We start from the raw sequence: 25,539 nt of genomic DNA, 5'->3' as shown, positions 1-25,539 counted from the left end.
GACCGGAGCATGCACCGGGTCTCGCCGAATACGTGGATCTGCCGAACAGCACGCCGATCACCTTCACCGAGGACGAGTACTCCCGTCGTCTGGCCGCGGTGCGGGAACGCATGACCCGGCAGAATCTGACGGCCCTCATCGTGACCGACCCGTCCAACCTCTACTACCTGTTGGGCTACAACGCTTTGTCGTTCTACACCCCGCAGATGCTGTACGTCCCACTCGAAGGAGAGCTGTACTTCTTCGCGCGGGCGATGGACGCGGCAGGCGCATTCCGGACGTCGTGGTTGCCGCAGGATCAGACGTTCGGCTACCCCGAAACGTTCGTGCAGCGCAAAGATACGCACCCGTTCGTGTGGGTCGGCCAGAAATTGCGGGAACTCGGTGTGGTGAACAACTTCTCGCACGGCCAGGTCGGTCTGGAGATGGATTCCTACTACTTCAGCCCGCGCGCCTTCGAGGTTCTCGTCAAGGCACTGCCCGAGTATCGATTCACCGATTCCTACGAGTTGGTCAACTGGGTGCGCGTCGTGAAGTCACCCGCCGAGATCGATCTGATGCGGGGCGCCGCGCGTGTGTGCGAATCGGCGATGGAGGCGGCGTTCGAATCGGTCGAGATCGGACGGCGGCAGTGCGACGCGGCCGCCGCCATCATGAGCGCGCAGGTGAAGGGCACCGACGCCTTCGGCGGTGACCACCCGGCAATCGTGCCCATGCTTCCCACCGGTGCGGGCGCGGACACACCTCACCTGACGTGGTCCGATCAAGCTTTCATCGCCGGTGAGACCACCGTCGTCGAGTTGGCCGGTGTGTTCCGTCGGTACCACGTCCCGATGGCCCGCACGATCGTCCTCGGCACTCCGAGCACGCGGCTCGACTATCTGGCGAAGTCGACCGGCGAGGCCTTGAACGCCGTTCTCGACGCCGTTCGTCCCGGTGCCACGACCAGCGATCTGGCGCAGACCTGGAACATCGCTCTCGCCGAGCACGGCTTGCACAAGCCGTCGCGCATCGGGTACTCGATCGGCATCGCCTACGCACCCGACTGGGGCGAGCGCACGGTGAGCATCCGCACCGACGACGACACGGTTCTCGCCGAGAACATGACCTTCCACATCATCGGGGGAATGTGGATGGACGACTACGGATACGAGGTATCCGAGGCCGTCCGAGTAACCGACAGCGGAGTCGAGACGTTCACGTCCTTCCCGCGGCACCTGCTGACGAAGGAGTGAAATGATTGCGACCACACTGCCCTGGGCGATGCGCACCGACAAGCTCGTGGGTTCGGTGATCGACTCCTCGACATCGCTCCTCGCGTCGCAGAAGCATGACATCGTTCGATTCGCCATGGGATCACCTGCCGCCGAAACGGTTCCGGCGCAGGCGTTCTCGGAGATCGCGTCGTCGGTCCTGACGGCCGATGCGATGGATTACGCTGCGACCGAGGGTGATCCGGCGTTGCTCGACGCGCTGCTCGGCTATCTGGATTCGGTGGGGGAGCCGACGTCGGCGGACCGACTCGTCATCACCTCCGGTGGTATGCAGGGTCTCGACCTCGCGTGCAAGTTGTTCGTGGATCCGGGAGATCTGGTGATCGTCGAAAGTCCGACGTACACGAACGGAACGGCGACGATTCTGAGCTACGGAGGCGACGTTCTCGAAGCGCCGATGGATTCCGACGGTCTCGTCGTCGAGGCCCTCCCGGAGCTGGTCGAGCGCGCGGGCAGACGCCCCAAGATGATCTACGTCATCCCGAACTTCCAGAACCCCTCGGGTACAACGATGTCGCTCGCGCGTCGGACCATGTTGCTCGAGCTCGCGCACGCATGGGGTTCGGTGATCCTCGACGACGACCCGTACGGGCTTCTCCGATTCGAGGGCGAGCACATTCCGAGCTTCCCGTCGCTGAGCCCGAACGATCCGCTCGTGTTCTCGGTACGCACGTTCTCCAAGATGATCGCTCCGGGCCTACGCGTCGGATGGGTGGACGCCGCCCCCGAGGCTCGGCAGCTGATCATCAACGCGAAGCAGGCGATGGACACGTGCACCAACCTGCCGAACCAACGGATGATCGCCGAATTCATTCGACGCGGGTACCTCGACGCTCATCTTCGGTCGCTCGCGGCGGTCTACCGCCCACGGAAGATCGCCATGCAGCAGAGCATCGCGACGTACTTCGGCGACAGCCTCGTGACCACCGACCCCGAGGGTGGATTCTTCCTGTGGGCCACGTTGCGCGGCGAGGCCGCGTCGATCTCGACGCAGGAATTGTTCGAAGTCGCACTGGCCGAGGGTGTTGCCTACATTCCCGGACCTGCACTCTCGGTCGCGGGCGCGTTCCACGACTCGCTGCGGCTGTGCTTCGCGTCGTCGACTCCGGATCGGATCGACGAGGGTGTGAAACGCCTTGCGGTGGCGGTCGACAAGGTCGTCGACGCACGATCGGGTAGCTCCCGTCGATGACGGACGCCCTCGAGCGTCGAATTCTCGAACGTATCGACGACGACGCGATCGTGTCCCTGGCGTCGGCGCTGATCGATGCCGGTGGTGAGAACCCCGGCAGCACGGAGGGCTCCGTCGCGGCAGTACTCGACGAGCATTGTCGCGCTCTCGGATTCGACGTCGAGATCGACGATGTCGCGCCCGGTCGTCCCAATGTCGTTGTGTCGGTGGGCGGTTCCGACGAGCCGGGGGTGCTGTTCGTCGGCCACTCCGACGTCGTTCCGGCGGGGAGCGGATGGACGTCCGACCCGTTCCGCGCAACGGTGCGAGACGGCCGACTGTTCGGCCGTGGAGCGTGCGACATGAAAGGTGGTCTCGCAGCGGTCGTCATGGCCATGGCTGCGTTGAAAGAGGCAGGCGCGGTGGGTGCTTCACCGGTGTCGCTCGCGTGTCTCGTCGACGAAGAGGACACCGGACTCGGCATTCGCGCGTACGTGCGTGCGCCGCATCGGAGGACGTATGCGTCGTGCATCGTCGCCGAGCCGACGGATCTGGTGACCATCGTCGGATGCCGGGGCGCTGCGAATCTCGAGATCACGGTGACCGGTCGGTCCGCACACGCGGGGCGGCCCAGCAACGGTCGCAATGCGATCTCCTCAGCCGCGCGCATCGTCGGGCTCCTCGACACCATGGCCGAGGAACTGAGGGCATCCGCGCACCCCACCCTGGGGCCGGGCACGTGGAACGTCGGAACGATCGCGGGCGGCACGGGTACCTCGATGGTCGCGGATCGCTGCGTCATCACCGCCGACCGCCGGCTTCTTCCCGGCGAGGATGCGCACGACATCGCAGCACACCTGGCGAACCGTGTCCGCGCAGCGGGCATCACAGGCGATGGAATCGACGTGTCGGTCGATGTCGCGATGGAGATGCCCGGTTTCCTGACCTCGATCGATGCCGCTGTCGTCGGCACGGTCGTCGGCGCCGTCACCGATGCGGCAGGATTCCGCGGAACCGACGTGTGGACGGCGTCGTGCGACGGAGGTTTCGTCGCGCGCGATCTGGGTACACCGACCGTCGTGTTCGGCCCAGGAGAAATAGAAACGCAGGCTCACCAGCCCGACGAATCGGTGTCGGTTCGGCAATTGTGCGACAGCGCAAGGGCGTACGCATTGATGGCGTCCAGAACCATTGTGCGACCAGCAGTTATGACAAAAACCTAGGGGTAGTGCGAAAAGTCGAATTTTTGCTTCCGTAGTGTGAAACGCTGCGAAGTACCTGCCCGACGCTCCACGTTGTTCACAAAGCGAGAGGTAATGGACCGTGACACGATCTTCCAGTAGTGGGTCTAGCAGTAGCGAGTCCGACAGTTCGACCACCGGTTATCCGCCGGACACCAAAGAGTTGAACCCGGAGGAGAAGAAAGTTCTGCATCGAGCCATCGGTGGCTCTGCACTCGGTAACGCCGTCGAATGGTTCGACTACGCGGTCTACGGCTACCTGGCCGTCTACGTCGCCGCGAACTTCTTCCCGTCGGAGGACGGCGGGGCCAGCCTGTTGTCCACGTTCGCGGTTCTCGCGGCGTCGTTCATCATTCGCCCGATCGGCGGAATCGTTCTCGGACCACTCGGTGACCGTATCGGTCGCCAGAAGGTGCTGGTCCTGACCGTCACGATGATGTCGGTCGCGACCGCAGCGATCGGCATTCTGCCGACCTTCGACACCGTCGGCATCCTCGCGCCGATCCTGCTCCTCGTCTGCCGGCTCGTGCAGGGGTTCTCCACCGGTGGCGAATACGGTGGCGCCGCCGTGTTCATGGCGGAATACGCCCCGGACAAGCGTCGCGGATTCTTCGGTTCGTTCCTCGAATTCGGCACTCTCGCAGGCACTGTCGCAGGCGCCACTCTGTGCACGTTGCTCAACCTCGGTCTCGGCGACGACACGATGGAGGCATGGGGTTGGAGAATTCCGTTCCTCGTGACGTTGCCCCTCGGCATCATCGCGCTGTGGCTCCGCACGCGACTCGAAGATTCGCCGGTGTTCTCCGAGGCGAAGGCCGACGGCGAGACCGTCTCCGAGGGCTCGGAGGGTGGCGGCGCGATCGCGTCGCTCAAGACCACGATGACGTACTGGCAGCGCATTCTCATCCTGATGGGATTCGTTCTGCTGCTGAACATCGCCTACTACACGGTGCTCACGTTCCTGCCGTCGTACCTCAGTGACACGTTGGGGCACAGCACGACTCAGTCCAACTTCACGCTGGTCGTGATCATGCTCGTCATGATGGCCATCATCAACCCGATCGGATCGCTGTCCGACCGCGTCGGCCGAAAGCCTCTGCTCCTGGCGGCGTGCGTCGGCTACTTCGTGTTCAGCGTGCCGCTGTTCCTGCTCATCATCAACACCGGACTGGTCGGTCAGACGATCGGTCTGCTGGGTCTCGGCATCCTGCTGGTCATCATGTGTTCGTGCGTGTCGTCGACGCTGCCCGCGCTGTTCCCGACGCAGGTTCGGTACGGCGCGTTCGCGATCGGCTACAACGTCTCGACGTCGTTGTTCGGCGGTACCGCACCTCTGATCCTGACGTTCCTGATCGACCGGACCGGCTCCAACCTGGTGCCCGGTTTCTACATGATGCTGGCTGCCGCAATCGCTTTCGTTCCGATTCTGCTGATGCCGGAAACTGCAGGACGTTCGTTGCGCGGCACCCAGTGTCCAGGTGACAACGACGACGAGGTCGCGGCGTCGGGCGTCGAGCTGGTGGGGTACAAGGGTTGACGGTCGATCGGCCGATCGTCGTCGTCCTCCACGCCGATCACCTCCCCGAGGGGCTGGACGCGGTATCCGCTGTGGCCGAGGTGCGTTACGCCACGGCGGATACCCTCGGGGACGCCATGCCCGGCGCGGACGTCCTGCTGCTGTGGGATTTCTTCTCGTCGGCGGTCCCCGATGTGTGGGATCGTTGCGATTCGCTGAGATGGATTCACATCGCCGCGGCGGGCGTCGACTCGCTGATGTTCGACGCTCTCGCGGAATCCGATGTCGTCGTGACCAATTCGCGAGGAGTTTTCGACCGTCCCATCGCCGAATTCGTACTCGGCCAGATCCTGGCGTTCGCCAAGGATTCCGCGGTGTCCGCGCAGCTGCAGCAGCGACGCGAATGGCGGCATCGAGAAACGGAACTGATCGACACCACACACGCGATGGTGGTGGGTACCGGCGCCATCGGCCGTGAAATCGCCCGCATCCTGACGGCGGTGGGCATGAAGGTCAGTGGCGTCGGACGCACCTCTCGCGACGGGGACCCCGATTTCGGTGTCGTGCATGCCAGTTCGACGCTGGCAAAGGTGGTGCACGACGTCGACTATCTGATTCTCATCGCCCCGCTGACCGACGCGACGCGGCGGGTCGTCGATGCAGACGTGCTCGCCGCGGCCAAACCGGGTGTTCGCGTCGTGAACGTCGGGCGCGGTGAATTACTCGACAGCGCAGCGCTTCTCGACGCGCTACGCAGTGGTCACGTCGGCGGGGCGGCGCTCGACGTGTTCGACACCGAACCGTTGCCGGAGGACAGCCCTCTGTGGTCTGCCGAGAACGTCGTCGTCACACCGCACATGAGCGGCGACGCCGTGGGCTGGCGCCGCCGCCTGGCGGATCTGTTCGTCGCGAATTTCGAGCGGTATGCGTCGTCGACCGATCTCGAGAACGTGGTCGACAAGAAGCTCGGTTTCGTCTCGAGCTGACCCCATGTGCACGAAAATACACAGCGGGCTACGTATTTTCGTGCACGTGGATCAGAAAGCGCGCTCGTACTGCGGAGCCACGGCGGGCGCGATGTCCGCACCGAGTTCGCGCGCCGCGCGGCGGGGCCAGTACGGGTCGCGCAGCAGTTCACGGGCGAGCAGGACGGCCTCCGCCTCACCGGAGGACACGATGTCCTCGGCCTGCTTCGGTTCGGTGATGAGGCCGACGGCCGCGGCAGGGATTTTCGTCTCGTTCTGCACTCGCTTCGCGAACGGAACCTGGTAGCCGGGTTCGACCGGGATCTTCGCGCGCACGTTGCCGCCGGTGGACACATCGATCAAGTCGACGCCGTGGTCGGCCAGCAACTGAACGAGCGCGACGGTCTGATCCGACGTCCAACTCGGCGCCTCGAGACCCTCGGTGTCCTCGTCGAGCCAATCGGTTGCGGAGACACGGACGAACAGTGGCAGTTCGGCAGGCCAGACCTCACGCACCGCGTCGACGATCTCGACGAGCAACCGGGTACGGCCGGCGAAGTCGCCGCCGTACTCGTCGGTGCGAGTGTTGCTGGCGGGGGACAGGAACTGGTGCACCAGATACCCGTGCGCGGCATGGATTTCCGCGACCTTGAAGCCGGCGCGCAACGACCGTTCCGCCGCGGCGACGAAGTCGCGCACGATCCGCGAGATGTCCTCGGTCGTCGCGGCGCGCGGCGTCGAGTAGTCACCGAACGCGACAGCGCTGGGTCCGATGGTCTCCCATCCGAGTTCCTCGTCGGCAGGAATGGACTTGCCGCCGAGCCACGGAGCGGTCGTCGACGCTTTCCGTCCTGCGTGTGCGAGCTGGATCCCCGGAACCGAGCCGTGCTCCTCGATCTTCGCGACGATCTCGGCGAACGCCTCGGTCTGCGTGTCGTTCCAGATTCCGAGGTCCGCTGGACTGATTCGCCCGTCCGGGCTCACCGCAGAGGCCTCCGTCAGAATGAGACCCGCTCCGCCGAGCGCACGACTGATCAGATGGGTCCGATGCCAGTCGTTCGGCGCTCCGACGCGGTCACCTGCGGTATCGGCGGAGTACTGGCACATCGGTGCCATCCACACGCGATTCGGGAACGTCACGCCGCGCAGGGTCAGGGGTTCGAACAGGGCACTCAAGAAACTCTCCTTCGTCGAAATACACTCGCCGTTTCGGTAACCCACCCGAGCGGAGGTGCATTCCCTCGATCACGCTGCAACCCGCCGGGCCGTTCTGGTTACTGTGTAGTGCATGACTGCACCATCCTTTGCGGAGTCTCAGGCCACCGGCGGTACGGACGAGCGTGAGCAGGTGCACGTTGCAGCTCGGCGTGCACGGGTGGCGTCGCGGGCACTGGCCCTGCTGACCACCGCAGAGAAGGATGCGGCGCTGCATGCGGCAGCCGACGCGGTGCTGGCCGCCGCGCCGCAGGTCATCGCAGCGAATACCGAGGATGTCGACGCTGCTCGCGCCGCGGGGACCGACGAGGGACTGCTTGACCGACTTCGCCTGACCGAGGCGCGAATCGACGGCATTGCCGCAGGACTACGTCAGGTGGCCGGGCTGCCCGACCCCGTCGGCGAGGTCGTACGCGGATCGACGCTTCCCAACGGCCTGGACATTCGCCAACTGCGGGTTCCGCTCGGCGTCGTCGGCATGGTCTACGAGGCTCGTCCCAACGTCACCGTCGACGCGTTCGGGCTCGCGTTCAAGTCCGGCAACGCCGCGCTGCTGCGCGGCTCGTCGTCGGCTGCACGGTCCAACGCTGCCCTGGTCGACGCGATCCAGGGTTCGCTCGCTGCGCGCGGCCTACCGGTGGACGCCGTACAGCTGCTTTCCAGCGCGAGCCGAGCGTCCGTGACCCACCTCATCCAGGCTCGTGGTCTCGTCGATGTCGTCATTCCTCGCGGAGGCGCAGGGTTGATCTCGGCGGTCGTGCGCGACGCCACGGTTCCGACCATCGAGACGGGCGTCGGTAACTGCCACGTCTACGTGCACGCGGCAGCAGACCTCGAGATGGCCGAGAGGATCGTGCTGAACGCCAAGACCCGACGCGTCAGCGTGTGCAACGCCGCCGAGACCATCTTGGTCGACGCGGCCGTCGCGGAGACCGCCGTGCCACAGTTGCTGCAGGCGCTGCAGGCGCACAGCGTCGTCGTACACGGCGACCTGCCCGGTTTGGTTCCGGCGACGGACACGGACTGGTCGGAGGAGTATCTGTCGCTCGACGTCGCGCTGAAGGTCGTCGACGGCATCGACGCGGCGATCGCACACATCGACACGTTCGGCACCGGCCACACCGAGGCCATCGTCACCTCGGATCTGAAGGCCGCCAAGGAGTTCACCACCCGAGTCGACGCGGCCGCCGTCATGGTCAACGCGTCGACGGCGTTCACCGACGGTGAGCAGTTCGGGTTCGGCGCCGAGATCGGCATCTCGACGCAGAAGTTGCACGCACGCGGGCCGATGGGTCTTCCCGAGCTGACCTCCACCAAGTGGATCGTCTGGGGCGAAGGCCACACCCGACAAGCATGAGCTGACAGCAAAGGACACCAGACGTGGATCGAGCGCTTCCGACTTCCCCTCCCTTGTTCGGCAGTGTCGACGACGTAGTCGCACGACTCGCCGAGACCGGATATCTGGCGAACAAGGCCACGGCGACGTCCGTGTTCCTGGCCGACCGGCTCGGCAAGCCGCTTCTCATCGAGGGTCCTGCCGGTGTCGGCAAGACCGAGCTGGCCAGGGCGGTGGCACAGACGTCGGGCGCCGAGCTCGTTCGACTGCAGTGCTACGAGGGCGTCGACGAGGCGAGAGCGCTCTACGAGTGGAACCACGCGAAACAGATTCTGCGTATCCAGTCGGGATCCGGCGGCGCGCAGGATTGGGACGAGACCAAGCTCGACGTGTTCTCCGAGGAGTTCCTGCTCGCGCGGCCGCTTCTGCAGGCCATTCGTCGTGAGGAACCGACGGTCCTGCTGATCGACGAGACCGACAAGGCGGACGTCGAGATCGAGGGCCTGCTGCTCGAGATACTCAGCGATTTCGCCGTCACCATCCCCGAGCTCGGAACCATCACGGCGACGCGCACCCCGTTCGTCGTGCTCACCTCGAACGCGACGCGCGAGCTGTCGGAGGCGCTGAAGCGGCGGTGCCTCTTCCTGCACCTCGATTTCCCGGACGCCGATCTCGAGCGACGCATTCTGGCCAGCCGGGTGCCCGAGCTTCCGGAAGCCGTAGCCGAACAGATGGTCCGTACGGTCCGTGTGCTGCGCGCGATGCAGCTCAAGAAGCTGCCGTCGGTTGCCGAGACCATCGACTGGGGACGCACGCTGCTCGCCCTCGGGCTGGACACCCTCGACGACGACGCGGTGCGTACGACGCTCGGCGTGGTGCTCAAGCACCAGTCGGACCAGGACAAGGCTGCAGCCGAGCTTCGGCTGAACTGACATGCACTCCCCGCACGGGTTTCCCGGTCATCTCGTCGACTTCGTCGAGGCGTTGCGCAGGCGTGGTGTGGCCGTCGGGCCGTCGGAGACCGTCGACGCGGGCAAGGTCGTGTCGGTCCTCGACCTGATGGACCGGGAGGCGCTGCGCGAGGGGCTCGCGTGCTCGCTGCTGCGTCGCCCGACGCATCGGGCCACGTTCGACGCGCTGTTCGACCTGTGGTTCCCCGCCGCGTCGGGGCATCGGGAGTCGGGAAACATCGACACGTCGCTGCCGCGCACACCGGACGGGCAGGTCGATTTCCCCGCACTGCGCGACCTGATCGCCGAGCTGCTGATCGACGGCAGCCCGGACGCCGTCGAACTCACCGAACTGCTCGCGGCTCAGATGGTGGAAGAACTCGGTCAGTACAAGTCCACGAACGGTCCGTCGTTCTCGGCGTATCAAGCGCTACGCGACGTCGCACCCGACACGCTGCTCAGCAGGATTCTCGAAGGACTGCTCGGTCAGGCGGACGACGGGTCCACCCGGTCGGCAGGCGGTTACCAGGACGAGGTGGCCAAGCGGACCGCAGCGCAGCGACTCGCAGATCTGCGCAGAATGGTCGACCAGGAAACACGCCGCCGCGCCGCCGAACAGTTGGGACGCGAACGCGTCGCGAGTTACGGAGTTCCCAAGCTGGCCGAGGAAGTCGACTTCCTTCGCGCGTCGGACACCGAGATGGTTGCGCTTCGACGCAGTGTCGCTCCGCTCGCGCGCCTTCTGGCCAGCAGGTTGGCCGTGCGACGCAGTCGAAGCAGGGCAGGCGCGATCGATCTACGACGCACGCTGCGCAAGTCCATGTCGACGGGCGGCGTCCCGATCGACCTCGTGCAACGCAAGCCGCGCCGGGCGCGTCCCGAGCTGGTCGTGTTGTGCGACGTGTCGGGATCCGTCGCTGGTTTCAGCCACTTCACGCTGCTGCTGGTTCATGCGCTGCGCGAACAGTTCTCACGCGTCCGGATCTTCGCGTTCATCGATTCGACCGACGAGGTGACGCAGTTCTTCGACTCCGGCTCGGACCTCGGCGCCGCGATGACGCGCATCGTCAGGGAAGCGAATCTGATCACGTACGACGGCCACTCCGACTACGGGAATGCGTTCCGAACGTTCGACGATGGGTACGCGTCGGCGGTGACGTCGCGCTCCTCGGTTCTGGTGCTGGGAGACGGCCGGACCAACTACCGCGACCCGGGTACCGACGCGCTCGCGCGCACGGTGTCCGTCGCCAAGCACGCCTACTGGCTGAACCCGGAACCGAAGGGGCAATGGGGGAGCGGTGACTCCGCGGCGAACGTGTACGGCGAGGTGATCGGCATGTACGAATGTCGTTCGGCGGTCCAGCTCTCGGACTTCGTCGCACGTCTGCTGCCGGTGTGACGACACTCGCCAGATAAGCTCGACAATCGTGCACCGACCACCCCAGACCAGCGACTCGTCTGCACACCGTCCTGCGGTCCGCAGACTCGGTGTGATGGGCGGGACGTTCGACCCCATTCACCACGGTCACCTCGTCGCTGCCAGCGAGGTCGCGAACAGCTTCGGATTGGACGAGGTCATCTTCGTCCCGACCGGAACACCGTGGCAGAAGGAAGGCAAGGCGGTCAGCCCCGCCGAGGACCGGTATCTCATGACGGTCATCGCGACCGCGTCCAATCCACGTTTCTCGGTAAGCCGGGTCGACGTCGACCGCGAGAAGCTGACGTACACCGTCGACACACTGCGTGACCTTCGAGCCCAGCACCCGACCGCCGAGCTGTACTTCATCACGGGAGCGGACGCGCTGGAGAGTATCCTGACCTGGCAGAACTGGGAGGAACTGTTCGAACTGGCCAAGTTCGTCGGTGTGTCGAGGCCTGGGTTCGAGCTCGGAGTCGAGCACCTCGCGGACCACCTGCAGGCGCTTCCGGACGATGCGTTGACGCTCATCGAAATTCCGGCGCTGGCCATTTCGTCGACGGATTGCCGGTTGCGGGCGGCAGAGAATCGGCCGGTCTGGTACCTCGTGCCCGACGGCGTGGTGCAGTACATCTCGAAGAGAAATCTCTATCGACCCAGAGGCGAGCAACGCCTCGACGGTTCCGTCACAATGTCGGAGCCGGTGCCCCAGAAGATCAAGCAGGCCGATTCCGTGACCGAGGAGTCGAGCCCGAACCAGTGGGAGAGAAGCTAAGTGACTGCAACTGACGAGGCCGTGAACGTCGCACGAATCGCGGCGCTCGCGGCCGACGACAAACTGGCGACCGACGTCGTCGTTCTCGACGTCTCGGAGCAGTTGGTCATCACGGACTGCTTCGTCATCGCCTCCGCTCCCAACGAGCGCCAGGTCAGCTCGATCGTCGAGAACGTCGAGGACAAACTGCGCGAGGCGGGATACAAGCCGGTCCGCAAGGAAGGCACTCGTGAGGGCCGGTGGGCGTTGCTCGACTTCGTCGACGTCGTGATCCACGTCCAGCACAACGACGAGCGCAACTTCTATGCTCTCGAGCGTCTGTGGAAGGACTGCCCGACCGTCGAGGTTCCCGGCATCGGCGAACGCCGGGACGCCGACTCGGAATCGGAGCAGTGAGTATCGCTGCGAAGCGGCAGTTGATCCTGCTGCGCCACGGTCAGACGGAATACAACGCGAACGATCGTATGCAGGGCCAGCTCGACACCGATCTGACCGAACTAGGTCGCACGCAGGCGAAGGACGCGGCCGCCGTGTTGGCGGCGCGCTCGCCGCTCCGCATCGTCTCGTCGGACCTGAAGCGCGCATTCGATACCGCGTCGGCTCTCGGCGACGCGGCGGGCCTCGCCGTCACCTCGGACGAACGCCTGCGTGAGACGCACCTGGGCGAATGGCAGGGGTTGACGCATCACGACGTCGACGCCGTGGCACCGGGTGCGCGGCTCCGGTGGCGCGCCGACGCGCAGATGGCTCCGCCCGGTGGGGAGAACCGTGTCGACGTCGCTCGCCGTAGTGTGCCGGTGGTACAGGAACTGGTCGCGGCGCTGCCGGAATGGGGTGCGTCCGGCGCCGATCATCCGGTCGTCCTCGTTGCGCACGGCGGCCTGATCGCTGCACTGACCGCAGCGTTGCTCGATCTTCCCGTCGACCGATGGCCGGTCTTCGGCGGGCTGTCGAACACCAGTTGGGTGCAGCTCAGCAGCCACGGCGACGTCGCCGACCTGGGATGGCGTCTGGACGTGTGGAACGCGTCGGCGCGGGTGGCCAGTGACGTCCTCTGACGACTACTCGGCACCACCGGTGGCCGAGGGGACGCCGCCGGTACTGCTGGTGTTGGCGGACTCGCTCAGTTACTACGGCCCCAAGGGCGGCCTGCCGGTCGACGACCCGAGGATCTGGCCCAATCTGGTGGCGTCGGAGCTGGGGTGGACGGTCGAACTGGTCGCTCGGATCGGCTGGACCAGCCGAGACGTGTGGTGGGCACTGACGCAGGACCCCCGCGTGTGGGCAGCGATCCCGAAAGCGGGCGCGGTCGTGTTCGGCGTCGGCGGCATGGACTCGCTGCCGTCACCGTTGCCGACGGCGTTGCGCGAGCAGATTCGCTACGTCAGGCCGCCGGCTCTCCGTCGTCTCGTTCGAAACGGATATCAGTGGGCGCAGCCCCGGCTGTCGCCGCTCGGATGGCCCGTCGCGTTGCCACCCAAGCTCAGCGTCGAATATCTCGAGAAGTCCCGTGCCGCTCTGGCGTACGTCCGACCCGACCTGCCCGTCGTCGGCACCTTGCCCTCGGTGCATCGCAGCGACGCGTACGGCAACGTGCACACCGGGCGGCCCGCAGCCGAGCGGGCACTGCGGCGCTGGAGCTCGGACACCGGCGTGCCGCTCGTCGATCTCGCCGAGGCCGTCCGCGCGAACATCATGTCCGACAACGCGAATCCCGACGGCATCCACTGGGGCTGGGACGCACACGTCGCTGTCGCCGACGCGATGCTCGCGGAACTGCGTCCCCGCGTCAGCGCGGACGGGCAGCAGGCATGAGCGTCGTCGTCGTCACCGATTCCTCGGCGTGCATCGACGACGCCGTAGCCCGGCGAGAAGGCATGGCAATCGCGCCGCTGCACGTGTTCGTGGGAGGTGCCGATCTTCGTGAGGGGATCGACCCGATTCCCGACGACTTCGCCGCCGACGGCCCCGTGACGACGGCCGGCGCGTCGCCCGACGAACTGCGACGGATCTACGGTGACGCGCTCGACCGCAGTGGCGGCGACGGCGTCGTCGCCGTGCACATCTCGCGCGGACTCTCCAGCACGTGGGAGGCGGCCCGGCAGGCTGCCGCCGAACTGGGAGACGGCATACGCGTCGTCGACTCCGGGGCGGCGGGAATGGGCGTCGGGTACGCCGCGCTGGCGGCGTCGTCGACGGCTGCGGCAGGCGGGAACCTCGACGCCGTCTACGACGCAGCGGTGTCGGTGTCGGTGCGCGTGCGCTCGTTCATCGTCGTGGACAAACTCGACCATCTGCGCCGCGGTGGCCGGATCGGCGCAGCCGCAGCGTTGCTCGGGACGGCGCTCGCGATGAAACCCGTCCTCCATCTGAGCGAGGGGCGGCTCGTCCTCGCGGAGAAGGCGCGCACGTCGACGAAGGCGCTCGGAAAACTCGTGAACGCGGTCGCGTCGGTCGCAGGCGAGCACGGCGTCGCGCTGACGGTGCATCACATGCAGTGCCCGGAACGCGCCGAGACGCTCGCATCGCAACTGGCAGAACGTGTTTCGCAGGTCGACCGCGTCGACGTCACACCGTTCGGAGCGGTGCTCGGTGCGCACGTCGGGCCGGGAGCGGTCGGCGTCGCGGTCTGCCCCGACGCCTGATCGTCCACAGCCGTCCGGTCTGTCCACAGGGCAATTTCTCACCAGCGCAGAGGAGCCAGGCCGGAATCGTCGCCGGGTTAGCGTCGGCCCATGGCAAGTCTCGAGAACCGTACGGTGTCGCGCGCCGGATCTGCACCGCCACGATCGACGGGCGAACACGACGACGATCGCACCGGACAACCGAACTGGTTGCTCGCCGACGATCGTCGCGACACAGCCCTGTCGGCGTATCTACCCGAACGGTGGCGCGGCGCGCGCGTGGACCCGGGACGCAAGGGAATGTTCGCGTTGGCGGGGGTGGGCCTGGTCGTCGTCCTCGTGGCGGCGTACGGCTGGCTTCGTGACGCGCCCGCCGTAGCCCCGGTTCCGGCTCTCCCTGTCGTGCAGCCTGTTTCGGAGGGCGCTTCGGCGTCCGGTAATGCTGCGTCCGGCGGTGCTGCGTCCGATGGTGCTTCGTCCGGAGTTCCCGAACCGCCGGTCGACATCGTCGTCAGTGTCGTCGGGCTCGTCGTCAACGCCGGTCTGGTTCATCTCCCGGTCGGATCCCGCGTCGCCGATGCCCTCGCCGCGGCGGGTGGAGCCCGCGACGGCGGCGACGTCGTCGCGCTCAATCTCGCGGCGAAAGTCGCCGACGGCGATCAGATCGTGGTCGGCGCGCTGCCGCCCGAGGGGCGTCCGATCGTCAGCGGAACGACGAGTCAGGCTGGTACGCAGGGCAATTCGACGGCGGCAGCCGGCCCTGTCGGCGGCGGTCCGGTGAATCTGAACGACGCGTCGGTGGCCGAGCTCGACGCGCTGCCGGGCGTCGGTCCTGTCACGGCCGCCAACATCGTCGCGTGGCGGGAGGTGAACGGTCGCTTCACCTCCGTCGACCAACTGTCGGAGGTCGACGGCATCGGCCCGGTCCGACTGGAGAAGCTGCGCACTCAGGTCTCGGTGTGAACGAACCGGCCATCCGGCCGTTCGATATTCGGTTGGTACCCGCCGCGGCCGCGGCGTGGACCGCGACCGTCGCCGGGGTGCTGTTCGGATCGGCCGTCGCCGTGGTTCTCGCCGTCGTCTGCACGAGTGTTGCTGCGCTGCTGTGTGTTTCGACCAGAGGAGTGGGATGGGGCGTCGGGTTGATCGCGTTCGCGGTAGCGGGCGCCTGCTACTCGGGCGCGACGGCACTGCACTCGTCGGCAATCGAATCGAGCCCTGTCACGTCGGCAGCGGCGGACAAGGCGTGGGTCAGCGCGGCGGTCGTGGTTCGTGAGGATCCCCGTCGGTTGCGCTACCCCGGTCCCGCAACGGTGTCGGTACGAGCGGAACTCGAGCAGATCGACATCGGAGGTGTTCCCGTTCGTCACGGCGGTCGAATTCTCGTCGTCGCGCCCGCCGACGGGTGGGAGCACGTGGTGCCAGGCCAATCGGTGACGCTGCGTGGTCGGCTCGCACTGCCGGACCGCGCCGATCTGACGCTCGCGGTCGTTCGAACGCAGGGACCGCCGCTGCTGGTGGGCGATCCAGGTCCGATCGGCGTCGCAGCGGATTCGATACGGCGTGATCTGACGTCGGCCGCCGGGGCAGCGCTGCCCGACGATCAGGCCGGGCTGCTGCCCGGTCTCGTCGTCGGAGACGTCTCGGCACTGCCCGACGACGTCGAAAGCGATTTCAAGGCAGCAGGTCTGACACATCTGAACGCCGTCTCGGGAGCCAACTTTTCGATCGTCCTGGGTGCCGTGCTGTTGTTGACGCGGGGGATCGGAATCGGTCCACGCCCGACGGTGGTGGTGTGTGCCGTCGTGTTGCTGGGTTTCGTCGTGGTCGCGCGTCCGTCGCCGAGCGTGTTGCGCGCGGCCGTGATGGGCGGAATAGGACTGCTCGCGCTCGTGACGGGGCGCCGTCGTCAGGCGGTCCCCGCGTTGTGCACCGCAGTGCTGGTGTTGCTCGCGTGGTGGCCGGAACTGGCAGTCGACTTCGGATTCGCGTTGTCGGTGCTCGCGACCGCCGGTCTCGTCGTGCTCGCGCCGGTCTGGGTGGACTGGCTGCGTCGTCACGGGTGGGGGAGGGCCGGTGCCGAGATCGTCGCGGTGGCGGTGGCGGCTCACGCCGTCACGGCCCCGGTGGTGGCGGCGATGGCGGGCACGTTCTCGGTGGTCGGTGTACTGGCCAACATCGTGGTCGCGCCGGTCGTCGCGCCGATCACCGTCGTCGGTGCGACCGCGGCAACGATCGCACCGGTCTCGATCGGACTCGCCGCACTCGTCCTCGAACTGGCGTCCGCGCCGCTGTGGTGGTTGATTGCCGTCGCGCACTGGGCCGCGTCGGCTCCCGGGGGTGCGATCGTCGTTCCGGACGGCATCGCCGGTGCAGGGCTCGTTCTCGGCGGCACGCTTGTCGTCCTCGTGGCATTGCGATTCCGGCCCATCCGATGGGTGTGCGGAGTGCTCTGTGCGGCGGCGACACTCGCGTGGGTGGCAACGGCACTCTTGTGACGTCGGCGCATTCGGAGAGCGTCGGACCGGCATGGCACGATCTGTGCTGTGACTGCGACAGCCTCGGTTTCTCCTCTGCACCTCGTACTCGGCGACGAGGAATTGCTCATGGATCGGGCGGTCGCGTCGATCGTCGCCGATGTGCGCGCCGGGGCACCCGAGGGTGACGAGGTGCCGGTCACCAAGCTGCGTGCAGGCGATGCCACCGCCCCCGAACTCGCCGAGCTGCTCAGCCCGTCTCTGTTCGCGGAGGACCGCGTCGTCGTGCTGGAGGCGGCAGCCGAGGCGGGCAAGGACGCCGTCGCCCTCGTGCTCGACGCGGCCGCGGATCCGCCTGCCGGGGCCGTCCTCGTCGTCATGCATTCCGGCGGTGGCCGCGCGAAGGCGATGGCCGGTGCGCTGCAGAAGGCCGGTGCCGTCACGCACGACTGCTCCAAGCTGAAGCCCGGCGACCGCCCCGACTTCGTCAAACGAGAATTCACCGCTGCGGGTGTCAGGGTCAGCGGCGACGTCGTCGAGGCCGTCGTCGAATCCGTCGGTTCCGAACTGCGTGAACTAGCGGCGGCGTGCTCGCAGCTGGTCGCCGACACCGCGGGCAAGGTCGACGTGGCCGCGGTACGCCGCTACTACTCGGGCAAAGCCGAAGTCTCCGGTTTCGACGTCGCCGAGAAGGCCGTCGCAGGGGATGGTGCAGGCGCGCTGGAGGCCCTGCGGTGGGCGATGCACCGGGGTGTGCCCCACGTCCTGCTTGCCGACGCGCTCGCCGACGCGGTGCGGACCATCGCGCTGGTCGGGTCGGCGGGTCGCGGGGACCCGTTCCGTATGGCGAGTGAACTCGGCATGCCGCCGTGGAAGATCAAGAAGGCGCAGGCCCAGGCGCGCAGCTGGAACGGGCAGTCGATCGGGGAGGCGTTGCAGATCGTCGCGCAGTTGAACGCCGACGTCAAAGGCCAAGCAGCCGACGCGGATTACGCCGTCGAGCACGCGGTGGCCGTCGTGGCCGGCCTCGGTAGTTGACCGGCCGAAGCGGAGCGAACAGCAAAGAACCCGCTCGGTGATCCGAGCGGGTTCTTGCGAGGTTCTCTACGAGAAGGTCTGAATCAGAGCTTGTTGACAGCCAGAGCCAGAGCTGACTTCTTGTTGGCTGCCTGGTTCTTGTGGATGACGCCCTTGCTGGCTGCCTTGTCCAGCTGACGACCTGCGGTGACGGCGATGGCGGACGCCGTTGCCTTGTCGCCTGCAGCCTCAGCGGTGCGGAAGGAGCGAATGATCGTCCGCAGCGAGGACTTCACCGACTGGTTGCGCAGGCGGTTGCGCTCGTTGGTGAGAATGCGCTTCTTCTGGGACTTGATGTTGGCCACGCGTAAAATCCTTCTGTCTTCGTCGATATTCCGGTCAGGGCGATCCATGCTGGAATGCCCGAAGTCTGCTGCGGAGCCATTGCAGCCCAGCGCCGAAGATCGAGAATACCAGCTGGGCGTCGCAGAACCCAATCCGTCGACGCGGCGTCGCGCCGGGCCGTGCGGGACGGGCCGTGTTTCGAGAATTTAACGTGTCCAGCGCGCTCGACGCCAGTCTCTGTAGCAACATGTCGACAATGAGTCCGCGATCCGGAGGCGCCGCAGCCCCAGAGGCCAAGGCCAAGACGAAGTCCAAATCCGCGGCACGTGCGAATCCCGTCATCGACGGGGTGTTCGACGGTTACCTCGACAACGGGAAGTACGGCTCGGCGTTCGACGAGATGTTCGACGGCGAAGGAAAGACCCGAACGCCCTACAAAGGAATTCACACTGCACTCGAACCGTCGAGCTCGGCCGACCTGGACGCGCGGTCCGATGCGTTGGGCCGCGCTTTCATCGACCAGGGCATCACGTTCTCGCTGTCCGGTCAGGAGCGGCCGTTTCCGCTCGACCAGGTGCCGCGCGTCATCGCGGCGGGTGAGTGGTCTCGACTCGAACGTGGCCTCAAGCAGCGCGTCAAGGCGTTGGAGATGTTCCTCGCCGACATCTACGGAGACCAGGAGATTCTGCGCGACGGCGTCGTCCCGAAGCGCCTCGTCACCTCGTGTGAGCACTTTCACCGCGAAGCGATCGGCATCGTCCCGCCGAACGGTGTCCGTATCCACGTCGCCGGCATCGACATCGTGCGCGACGCCCAGGGCACCTTCCGCGTCCTCGAGGACAACCTGCGCTCGCCGTCCGGCGTGTCCTACGTCATGGAGAACCGCCGCACGATGGCGCGCGTGTTCCCCGATCTGTTCGCGACGCATCGAGTCCGCGCGGTGGGGGATTACGCGTCGCACCTCCTTCGCGCCCTGCGTGCGTCCGCCGCACTGAACGAGGCCGACCCCACCGTCGTCGTTCTGACCCCGGGAGTCGCGAACTCGGCCTACTTCGAACATTCGCTGCTCGCTCGTCTGATGGGCGTCGAACTGGTCGAGGGGCGAGACCTGTTCTGCCGCGACAACGTCGTCTACATGCGGACCACCGAGGGTGAGCGTCAGGTCGACGTCATCTATCGACGCATCGACGACGATTATCTCGACCCGATGCAGTTCCGGCCCGACTCGGTTCTCGGCGTCGCTGGGCTCGTCAACGCCGCGCGTGCCGGCAACGTCGTCATCTCCAGCGCCGTCGGAAACGGTGTGGGCGACGACAAACTCGTCTACACGTACGTACCGACGATCATCGACTACTACCTGGGCGAGAAACCGTTGCTCGCGAACGTCGACACGTTTCGTTGCTGGCTCGACGACGAATGCGAGGAAGTGCTCGATCGCGTCGACGAACTCGTCATCAAGCCCGTCGAAGGTTCCGGCGGCTACGGCATCGTCTTCGGTCCCGACGCGTCGCCCAAGGAACTGGCGACCATCAGCAAGAAGATCCGTGCCGATCCGCGCGGGTGGATCGCTCAGCCCGTCGTCCAGCTGTCGACGGTTCCCACCAAGATCGGCGACCGGCTCGTGCCGCGTCACGTCGATCTTCGCCCGTTCGCGGTCAACGACGGGGACGACGTCTGGGTGCTGCCCGGTGGTCTGACGCGCGTCGCGCTCCCGGAGGGGTCCCTGGTGGTCAATTCCAGTCAGGGTGGCGGCAGCAAGGACACCTGGGTGCTGGCGACGCGAACGTCGCAGGAGGAGCAGGAGCTCGCGGGCGAGGAGATCGTCAGTGAACCGCCCGAGTCGCCGACGGTCGAGCAGGGCCCCGAACTGACGATGGACCAACAGCAACAGCAGCAACAGCAGCAGCAGTCGAACGGTGGTGTCAGCTAGATGCTCGCTCGGAACGCGGAATCGCTCTACTGGATCGGGCGATACGTCGAGCGGGCGGACGACACTGCCCGCATTCTCGACGTCACGGTGCACCAGCTGCTCGAGGACGCGACCGTCGACCCGGACCACATCTCGCGAGTTCTGTTGCGCGTGCTGGGTTTTCGGTACGAGCCCGACGAGTCGTTCGACGTGTGGTCGCTCACCGAGCTCGTCGCGTTCAGCCGGACAGGCGGCGGGTCCATCGTCGACTCGCTGTCCAGTGCGCGCGAAAACGCCCGCGGCGCACGGGAAGTCACGTCCACCGAGATGTGGGAATGCCTCAACACGACCTACAACGGGCTGAGTGATCGGATCCGCGCGTCGAAACGCACCGGTCCGCACGAGTTCTTCAGTTACATCGAGGAGAGGGCGGCGATGTTCGCCGGTCTCGCCGACTCGACTCTCAGTCACGACGACGGCTACCGCTTCCTCATCCTCGGCCGTTCCGTCGAACGCGTCGACATGGTCGTGCGGCTGCTGCTCTCACGCGCGGGGGACAGGCCGTCGTCGCCCGCGTGGGTGACGGTGCTGCGCGCGGCAGGTGCGCACGACACCTACCTTCGGACGTACCGAGGGGCGCTCGACGCGCAACGCGTGCTCGAATTCATGTTGTTGGACAGGCTTTTTCCGCGATCGGTGTTCTATGCGCTCAGCGAGGCGGAGCGGTCGCTCGATCAGCTCGATCATCAGCCGAACAGCCGCGTCGGCGCTCGTGCGGAAGCCCAGCGGTTGCTGGGTCGAGCCCGAAGCGAACTGGAGTTCCTGCGCCCCGGTGCGTTGTTGGACGATCTGCAGGACCGGCTGATCGCGCTGCAGGAGACGTGCCGCGAACTCGGCGACGCCATCTCCAAGCAGTACTTTCACGCCGCGCCGTGGGTCGCGTGGACCGACGCAGGCAAGGGGAGCTACGAAGATCAACTGGAAGGTGAGCTGTGAGTTGGCGTATGCGCGTCGTGCACACCACGGGCTACAAGTACGACGCGCCGGTGACGTCGTCGTACAACGAGGCGCGTCTGACGCCACGAAGCGACCACCGACAGAACGTCATTCTGAACCGGGTCGAGACCAATCCGGTCACTCGATCGTTCCGGTACACCGACTACTGGGGAACCGCGGTGACCGCGTTCGACCTGCACGCGCCGCACACCGAACTCGAGGTGACGGGGTCGTCCGTCGTGGAGACCGACCCGTTCACGCCGCCCGAGGAGACGGCGTCGTGGGAGTACCTGGCGAGCGAAGCAGTCGTCGACCGCTTCGACGAAGTCCTCGGCTTCACGGTCTACGTGCCGCAGAATCGGCAACTCGCGTCGATCGCGAAGAAGCTGACGAAGGGCCTACCGCCCCAGGAATCGGTCGTCGCAATTGCCGAATGGGTACACGAGGAGATGTCGTACGTCCCCGGCACGACGGGCGTGCACACGTCGGCTGTCGAGGCGTGGTCGGAGAAGAAGGGCGTCTGCCAGGACTACGCGCATCTGACGCTTCTGCTGCTGCGTAGCGTCGGTATCCCGAGTCGCTACTGCTCCGGCTACCTGCACCCGAAGAAGGAAGCAGTCGTCGGTGCGTCGGTCGAGGGGCAGAGCCACGCATGGATCGAGGCATGGACCGGCGCCTGGTGGGGCTACGACCCGACCAACGCCATTCCCGTCAGCGAACAGCACGTGTCGGTGGGTCTCGGACGCGATTACGCGGACGTCCCGCCCCTGAAAGGTATCTATTCGGGTGGTGGTTCCACCGACCTCGATGTCGTGGTAGAGATCACACGACTGGCGTAACCTACTGCTCGGCAGGTTTCTCTTTTCGACTTTTCGATCGAGCAGAGGTGGGCTATGTCGACGGCACAGGAGTACGTGGAACCCGAGGTCATCTCCGATACCAAGAAGTACATCGTCGAAGCGATAGGCACGTTCGTGCTCGTGTTCACCGCAGTCGGTACCGCGGTCTTCGCCGGCGACAAGGTGGGAAATCTGGGCGTCGCGCTCGCCTTCGGCCTGACCCTGTTGTTCCTGGTCTACGCGATCGGCCCGATCTCCGGATGTCACGTCAATCCGGCCGTGACGTTCGGGCAGTTGCTCGTCGGCCGTCTGACGATCGTTCAGACGGCGCTGTTCATGGTTGCCCAGGTCGTCGGCGGCTTGATAGCCGGCGCGGTGTTGTTCGCGATCGCGAACAGTCTTCCCTCGTACGACCGCAGCGTCGACGGCCTCGGCGCCAACGGCTGGGGACCGCACAGCCCGTCGGCGATCGAAGGCCCGTTGGGCGGGATCCTGGAGAACGGGTACGGCATCACGGCAGCGATCGTCGTCGAGGTGCTCCTGACGGCGTTGCTCGTCTTCGTCGTGTTGGCCTCGACCGACCAGATCTCCGACGTCCCGCTCGCCGGCGTATCGATCGGCTTCACGCTGGCGGTCATCCATCTGGTGTCGATTCCGATCGACAACACGTCGGTCAATCCGGCCCGAAGCCTGGCCGTCGCCCCGTGGCAGCCCGGCGCGATGGGACAGGTCTGGCTGTTCGTCGTCTTCCCGCTCGTCGGTGGAGCATTGGGCGCGCTCGTCTACCGCGGGGTGTTCGGTGCGGCTGCGCCGCCCGTGCGCGGATAGTTGCACCAGAGGCCAACTTTCCGCGCACGGGTCGCGGAGCGGCACTCAGGACCAGCTGTACTCCGAACGCAAGCGCGCCGCGACGGCGTCGAACTTGCCCTTCGCGAGAACGGCACCCTCGCGGCGGATTCCGGTCTCCGGGACGTCCAGGACACGGTCGAGTCGGATCCAGCTCGGCCGTCCTTCGGCATCCCATGTTCCGGAGCCGATCGCGACCCAGTCTCGGTCACCGTCGTGCTTCTGCTGGCTGGACAACATCAGTCCGAGAAGGGTGCTGCCGTCGCGGCCGACGACGAGGACGGGACGGTCCTTGCCCTGGCTCGCGTCCTCTTCGTAGGTGACCCACGTCCACACGATCTCGCCGGGGTCGGCTTTGCCGTCGAGGTCGGGGGAGTATTCGACGCGTCGTGCCCGGTGTGCCGTGGGAACGGCGTTCGACGACACCGGCCGCCCGGCGGGAGCGCTCGGGGCGGGCGTGGTCCTGGAGGCGATAGCGTCCTTGCCCTTCTGGAGGGCACCGGAGTTCTGCAGCTGGCGAAAGAGCCTGGGGCCCTCGCGGAGTGCGATCTTGCCGAGTTCCTTACCGAGTCTGCTCCAGTTGCCAGCCATGGGAGCCGAGTGTAGTCAGGCGGTGAATCGGCTGCGGCGCGACGCGGAACCGGTGGAACGACGCCGGTGTGGGACGGGCGGGAGTGAAGCCTGCGGAACGACCCTCGTGTGGGAGCATGGAGCAGTTGCTCCTGCAAACGCCAGCAAAGGATACGAGTGCCCAGCTTCGCCGACACGACGTTCACCGATCCCACCCGGATCAGGAACTTCTGCATCATCGCCCACATCGACCACGGAAAGTCGACGCTGGCCGACCGGATGCTGCAGCTCACCGGTGTCATCGACGATCGCTCGATGCGGGCGCAGTACCTCGACCGCATGGACATCGAACGCGAGCGCGGCATCACGATCAAGGCGCAGAACGTCCGGCTGCCGTGGACGGTCGACGGCGAAGAATTCGTGCTGCACCTCATCGACACACCCGGGCACGTCGACTTCACGTACGAGGTGTCGCGTGCACTCGAGGCCTGTGAAGGTGCCGTGCTGCTCGTCGATGCGGCGCAGGGCATCGAGGCGCAGACTCTGGCGAATCTTTATCTGGCGCTCGAGAAGGACCTGACGATCATCCCGGTCCTCAACAAGATCGACCTCCCTGCCGCCGACCCGGATCGCTACGCGGGCGAGATCGCGCACATCATCGGCTGCGAGCCGGACGAGGTGCTGCGTGTGTCCGGCAAGACCGGCGTCGGCGTCACGGAACTGCTCGACGAGGTCGTCAAACAGATGCCTGCACCCGTCGGCGACCCCGACGGCCCGGCCCGCGCGATGATCTTCGACTCGGTCTACGACACCTACCGCGGCGTCGTCACCTACGTTCGTGTCGTCGACGGCGAGCTCAAGCCGCGGGAGAAGATCACCATGATGTCGACGGGTGCGACGCACGAGCTTCTCGAGGTCGGCATCGTGTCGCCCGAACCGAAGGCGTCGACGGGTCTCGGCGTCGGCGAGGTCGGCTACCTCATCACCGGTGTGAAGGACGTGCGCCAGTCCAAGGTCGGTGACACGGTCACGACGTTCCGCAAGGGCGCCACCGATCCGCTGACGGGATACCGCGAGCCGCGCCCGATGGTGTACTCCGGCCTCTATCCGGTCGACGGCTCCGACTACCCCGATCTGCGCGACGCGCTCGAGAAGCTGCAGCTCAACGATGCGGCGCTCACCTACGAGCCGGAGACGTCGGTTGCGCTTGGGTTCGGCTTCCGCTGTGGCTTCCTCGGCCTGCTGCACATGGAGATCACCCGCGAACGTCTCGAACGCGAATTCGGCCTCGACTTGATCTCGACGTCACCGAACGTGGTCTACCGCGTCGAGATGGAGGACGGCACCGAGCACACCGTCACCAACCCGTCGTACTGGCCCGAGGGCAAGACACGCGACGTGTTCGAGCCGATGGTGCGATGCACCATCATCTCGCCGAGCGAGTTCATCGGCTCGATCATGGAGCTGTGCCAGGGACGACGCGGTGAGCTGGGCGGTATGGACTACCTGTCGGAGACCCGCGTCGAGCTGCGGTACACCATTCCGATGGCCGAGATCATCTTCGACTTCTTCGACATCCTGAAGTCGCGGACCCGCGGATACGCCAGCCTCGACTACGAGGAGGTCGGCGAGCAGAGCGCGGCCCTCGTCAAGGTCGACATCCTGCTGCAGGGTGAAGCCGTCGACGCGTTCTCCGCGATCGTGCACAAGGACGCGGCTGCGGCCTACGGCAACAAGATGACAACCAAGTTGAAGGAACTGATCCCGCGCCAGCAGTTCGAGGTGCCGATCCAGGCTGCCATCGGCTCGCGCATCATCGCCCGCGAGAACATCCGCGCCATCCGCAAGGACGTCCTCGCGAAGTGTTACGGCGGTGACATCAGCCGTAAGCGCAAGCTGCTCGAGAAGCAGAAGGAAGGCAAGAAGCGCATGAAGACCATCGGTCGCGTCGACGTGCCGCAGGAGGCCTTCGTTGCAGCGCTGTCGTCGGAGTCGTCGGCGGACAAGCCCAAGAAATAGTGCGCCTGCGGCGCCCGTGCGCGAAAAGTTGGCGCCC

24 protein-coding genes are annotated in these 25,539 nt (G+C 66.1%); 21 read left to right on the top strand and 3 right to left on the bottom strand.

Annotated features, from left to right (window positions below; genetic code table 11):
- Window positions 1–38 precede the first annotated feature (38 nt).
- The 5 genes from HQ354_RS01790 (at window position 39) to HQ354_RS01770 (ending at window position 6,188) form a co-directional block, all read left to right on the top strand.
- Complete coding sequence (locus tag HQ354_RS01790) at window positions 39–1,235, top strand: Xaa-Pro peptidase family protein (protein ID WP_261768619.1); 1,197 nt, start codon at window positions 39–41, stop codon at window positions 1,233–1,235.
- Between the two features lies 1 nt (window position 1,236).
- A complete protein-coding gene (locus tag HQ354_RS01785) occupies window positions 1,237–2,466 on the top strand; it encodes a PLP-dependent aminotransferase family protein (protein ID WP_068423726.1) in 1,230 nt (409 codons plus the stop codon).
- Complete coding sequence (locus HQ354_RS01780; protein ID WP_222634048.1) at window positions 2,463–3,668, top strand: M20 family metallopeptidase; 1,206 nt, start codon at window positions 2,463–2,465, stop codon at window positions 3,666–3,668. The genes HQ354_RS01785 and HQ354_RS01780 overlap by 4 nt, the downstream gene beginning before the upstream one ends.
- Window positions 3,669–3,849: 181 nt before the next feature.
- A complete protein-coding gene (locus HQ354_RS01775) occupies window positions 3,850–5,223 on the top strand; it encodes an MFS transporter (RefSeq protein ID WP_068423722.1) in 1,374 nt (457 codons plus the stop codon).
- Complete coding sequence (locus HQ354_RS01770) at window positions 5,220–6,188, top strand: D-2-hydroxyacid dehydrogenase (protein ID WP_068423720.1); 969 nt, start codon at window positions 5,220–5,222, stop codon at window positions 6,186–6,188. Before HQ354_RS01775 ends, HQ354_RS01770 begins: the two co-directional genes overlap by 4 nt.
- Before the next feature lie 51 nt (window positions 6,189–6,239).
- Here the strand turns inward: HQ354_RS01770 and HQ354_RS01765 are convergent, their stop codons facing one another.
- Window positions 6,240–7,343, bottom strand: a complete 1,104-nt coding sequence (locus tag HQ354_RS01765) for an NADH:flavin oxidoreductase/NADH oxidase (protein ID WP_068423838.1) — start codon at window positions 7,341–7,343, stop codon at window positions 6,240–6,242.
- Window positions 7,344–7,455: 112 nt separating this feature from the next.
- Here HQ354_RS01765 and HQ354_RS01760 point away from each other — a divergent pair, with 112 nt between their 5' ends.
- The 11 genes from HQ354_RS01760 (at window position 7,456) to holA (ending at window position 17,999) form a co-directional block, all read left to right on the top strand.
- A complete protein-coding gene (locus HQ354_RS01760; RefSeq protein WP_068423719.1) occupies window positions 7,456–8,739 on the top strand; it encodes a glutamate-5-semialdehyde dehydrogenase in 1,284 nt (427 codons plus the stop codon).
- Between the two features lie 23 nt (window positions 8,740–8,762).
- Entirely contained in the window at window positions 8,763–9,650 is an 888-nt protein-coding gene (locus HQ354_RS01755; protein WP_114332083.1) for a MoxR family ATPase, read from the top strand.
- A 1-nt stretch (window position 9,651) separates the two neighbouring features.
- A complete protein-coding gene (locus tag HQ354_RS01750; protein WP_167679048.1) occupies window positions 9,652–11,067 on the top strand; it encodes a VWA domain-containing protein in 1,416 nt (471 codons plus the stop codon).
- 28 nt (window positions 11,068–11,095) lie between these two features.
- Window positions 11,096–11,860, top strand: coding sequence for a nicotinate-nucleotide adenylyltransferase (nadD, locus tag HQ354_RS01745; protein ID WP_302050729.1), 765 nt, complete (start codon window positions 11,096–11,098; stop codon window positions 11,858–11,860).
- Window positions 11,861–12,256 (top strand): ribosome silencing factor, encoded by a 396-nt coding sequence (gene rsfS, locus HQ354_RS01740; protein WP_167679050.1) that lies wholly within the window; start codon window positions 11,861–11,863, stop codon window positions 12,254–12,256.
- The gene (locus tag HQ354_RS01735) at window positions 12,253–12,918 is read left to right on the top strand and encodes a histidine phosphatase family protein (protein ID WP_114332086.1); all 666 of its coding nucleotides are present in this window, start codon (window positions 12,253–12,255) and stop codon (window positions 12,916–12,918) included. Before rsfS ends, HQ354_RS01735 begins: the two co-directional genes overlap by 4 nt.
- Window positions 12,905–13,675: a diglucosylglycerate octanoyltransferase gene (gene octT / locus HQ354_RS01730; RefSeq protein WP_243636946.1), complete on the top strand. Its 771-nt coding sequence runs from the start codon at window positions 12,905–12,907 to the stop codon at window positions 13,673–13,675. Before HQ354_RS01735 ends, octT begins: the two co-directional genes overlap by 14 nt.
- Window positions 13,672–14,505, top strand: a complete 834-nt coding sequence (locus HQ354_RS01725; RefSeq protein WP_167679052.1) for a DegV family protein — start codon at window positions 13,672–13,674, stop codon at window positions 14,503–14,505. The genes octT and HQ354_RS01725 overlap by 4 nt, the downstream gene beginning before the upstream one ends.
- 90 nt (window positions 14,506–14,595) lie before the next feature.
- The gene (locus tag HQ354_RS01720; RefSeq protein ID WP_167679054.1) at window positions 14,596–15,447 is read left to right on the top strand and encodes a helix-hairpin-helix domain-containing protein; all 852 of its coding nucleotides are present in this window, start codon (window positions 14,596–14,598) and stop codon (window positions 15,445–15,447) included.
- Window positions 15,444–16,982, top strand: a complete 1,539-nt coding sequence (locus HQ354_RS01715) for a ComEC/Rec2 family competence protein (RefSeq protein ID WP_167679056.1) — start codon at window positions 15,444–15,446, stop codon at window positions 16,980–16,982. The genes HQ354_RS01720 and HQ354_RS01715 overlap by 4 nt, the downstream gene beginning before the upstream one ends.
- A gap of 48 nt (window positions 16,983–17,030) precedes the next feature.
- The gene (holA, locus tag HQ354_RS01710) at window positions 17,031–17,999 is read left to right on the top strand and encodes a DNA polymerase III subunit delta (protein WP_084423640.1); all 969 of its coding nucleotides are present in this window, start codon (window positions 17,031–17,033) and stop codon (window positions 17,997–17,999) included.
- Window positions 18,000–18,082: 83 nt separating this feature from the next.
- On the opposite strand, the gene rpsT is transcribed toward holA, so the two are convergent.
- Window positions 18,083–18,343 (bottom strand): 30S ribosomal protein S20, encoded by a 261-nt coding sequence (gene rpsT, locus HQ354_RS01705; RefSeq protein ID WP_068423699.1) that lies wholly within the window; start codon window positions 18,341–18,343, stop codon window positions 18,083–18,085.
- A gap of 380 nt (window positions 18,344–18,723) precedes the next feature.
- On the opposite strand from rpsT, the gene HQ354_RS01700 reads away from it, so the two are divergent.
- The 4 genes from HQ354_RS01700 to HQ354_RS01685 are packed head-to-tail and all read left to right on the top strand — an operon-like array spanning window position 18,724 to window position 22,895.
- Window positions 18,724–20,253 carry a circularly permuted type 2 ATP-grasp protein gene (locus tag HQ354_RS01700; protein WP_240931447.1) on the top strand — a complete coding sequence of 510 codons (1,530 nt, stop codon included), beginning with the start codon at window positions 18,724–18,726 and terminating at the stop codon, window positions 20,251–20,253.
- On the top strand, window positions 20,254–21,228 hold the full coding sequence (locus HQ354_RS01695) for an alpha-E domain-containing protein (RefSeq protein WP_068423697.1): 975 nt from the start codon (window positions 20,254–20,256) through the stop codon (window positions 21,226–21,228).
- Between the two features lie 8 nt (window positions 21,229–21,236).
- On the top strand, window positions 21,237–22,067 hold the full coding sequence (locus HQ354_RS01690) for a transglutaminase family protein (protein ID WP_068423695.1): 831 nt from the start codon (window positions 21,237–21,239) through the stop codon (window positions 22,065–22,067).
- A gap of 54 nt (window positions 22,068–22,121) precedes the next feature.
- The gene (locus HQ354_RS01685; protein WP_068423693.1) at window positions 22,122–22,895 is read left to right on the top strand and encodes an aquaporin; all 774 of its coding nucleotides are present in this window, start codon (window positions 22,122–22,124) and stop codon (window positions 22,893–22,895) included.
- A gap of 45 nt (window positions 22,896–22,940) precedes the next feature.
- Here HQ354_RS01685 and HQ354_RS01680 read toward each other — a convergent pair whose 3' ends face one another.
- Window positions 22,941–23,504 (bottom strand): type II toxin-antitoxin system PemK/MazF family toxin, encoded by a 564-nt coding sequence (locus HQ354_RS01680; protein WP_222634047.1) that lies wholly within the window; start codon window positions 23,502–23,504, stop codon window positions 22,941–22,943.
- Between the two features lie 150 nt (window positions 23,505–23,654).
- Between HQ354_RS01680 and lepA the strand changes: the two genes are divergently transcribed.
- Window positions 23,655–25,502, top strand: a complete 1,848-nt coding sequence (lepA, locus tag HQ354_RS01675; RefSeq protein WP_243636952.1) for a translation elongation factor 4 — start codon at window positions 23,655–23,657, stop codon at window positions 25,500–25,502.
- Window positions 25,503–25,539 lie beyond the last annotated feature (37 nt).

Source organism: Rhodococcus sp. BP-261 (assembly GCF_019835205.1).
Taxonomy (GTDB): Bacteria; Actinomycetota; Actinomycetes; order Mycobacteriales; family Mycobacteriaceae; genus Rhodococcoides; species Rhodococcoides kyotonensis_B.
This window is presented reverse-complemented; position numbering and strand designations above follow the sequence as displayed.

Excerpts from the sequence above, each read along its gene's own strand:
- HQ354_RS01720 (WP_167679054.1), top strand. The coding sequence starts at position 14,596 with ATGGCAAGTCTCGAGAACCGTACGGTGTCGCGCGCCGGATCTGCACCG.
- HQ354_RS01780 (WP_222634048.1), top strand. The coding sequence starts at position 2,463 with ATGACGGACGCCCTCGAGCGTCGAATTCTCGAACGTATCGACGACGAC.
- HQ354_RS01725 (WP_167679052.1), top strand. The coding sequence starts at position 13,672 with ATGAGCGTCGTCGTCGTCACCGATTCCTCGGCGTGCATCGACGACGCC.
- HQ354_RS01680 (WP_222634047.1), bottom strand. The coding sequence starts at position 23,504 with ATGGCTGGCAACTGGAGCAGACTCGGTAAGGAACTCGGCAAGATCGCA.
- HQ354_RS01685 (WP_068423693.1), top strand. The coding sequence starts at position 22,122 with ATGTCGACGGCACAGGAGTACGTGGAACCCGAGGTCATCTCCGATACC.
- HQ354_RS01690 (WP_068423695.1), top strand. The coding sequence starts at position 21,237 with ATGCGCGTCGTGCACACCACGGGCTACAAGTACGACGCGCCGGTGACG.
- HQ354_RS01760 (WP_068423719.1), top strand. The coding sequence starts at position 7,456 with ATGACTGCACCATCCTTTGCGGAGTCTCAGGCCACCGGCGGTACGGAC.
- HQ354_RS01695 (WP_068423697.1), top strand. The coding sequence starts at position 20,254 with ATGCTCGCTCGGAACGCGGAATCGCTCTACTGGATCGGGCGATACGTC.
- HQ354_RS01785 (WP_068423726.1), top strand. The coding sequence starts at position 1,237 with ATGATTGCGACCACACTGCCCTGGGCGATGCGCACCGACAAGCTCGTG.
- HQ354_RS01750 (WP_167679048.1), top strand. The coding sequence starts at position 9,652 with ATGCACTCCCCGCACGGGTTTCCCGGTCATCTCGTCGACTTCGTCGAG.
- HQ354_RS01700 (WP_240931447.1), top strand. The coding sequence starts at position 18,724 with ATGTTCGACGGCGAAGGAAAGACCCGAACGCCCTACAAAGGAATTCAC.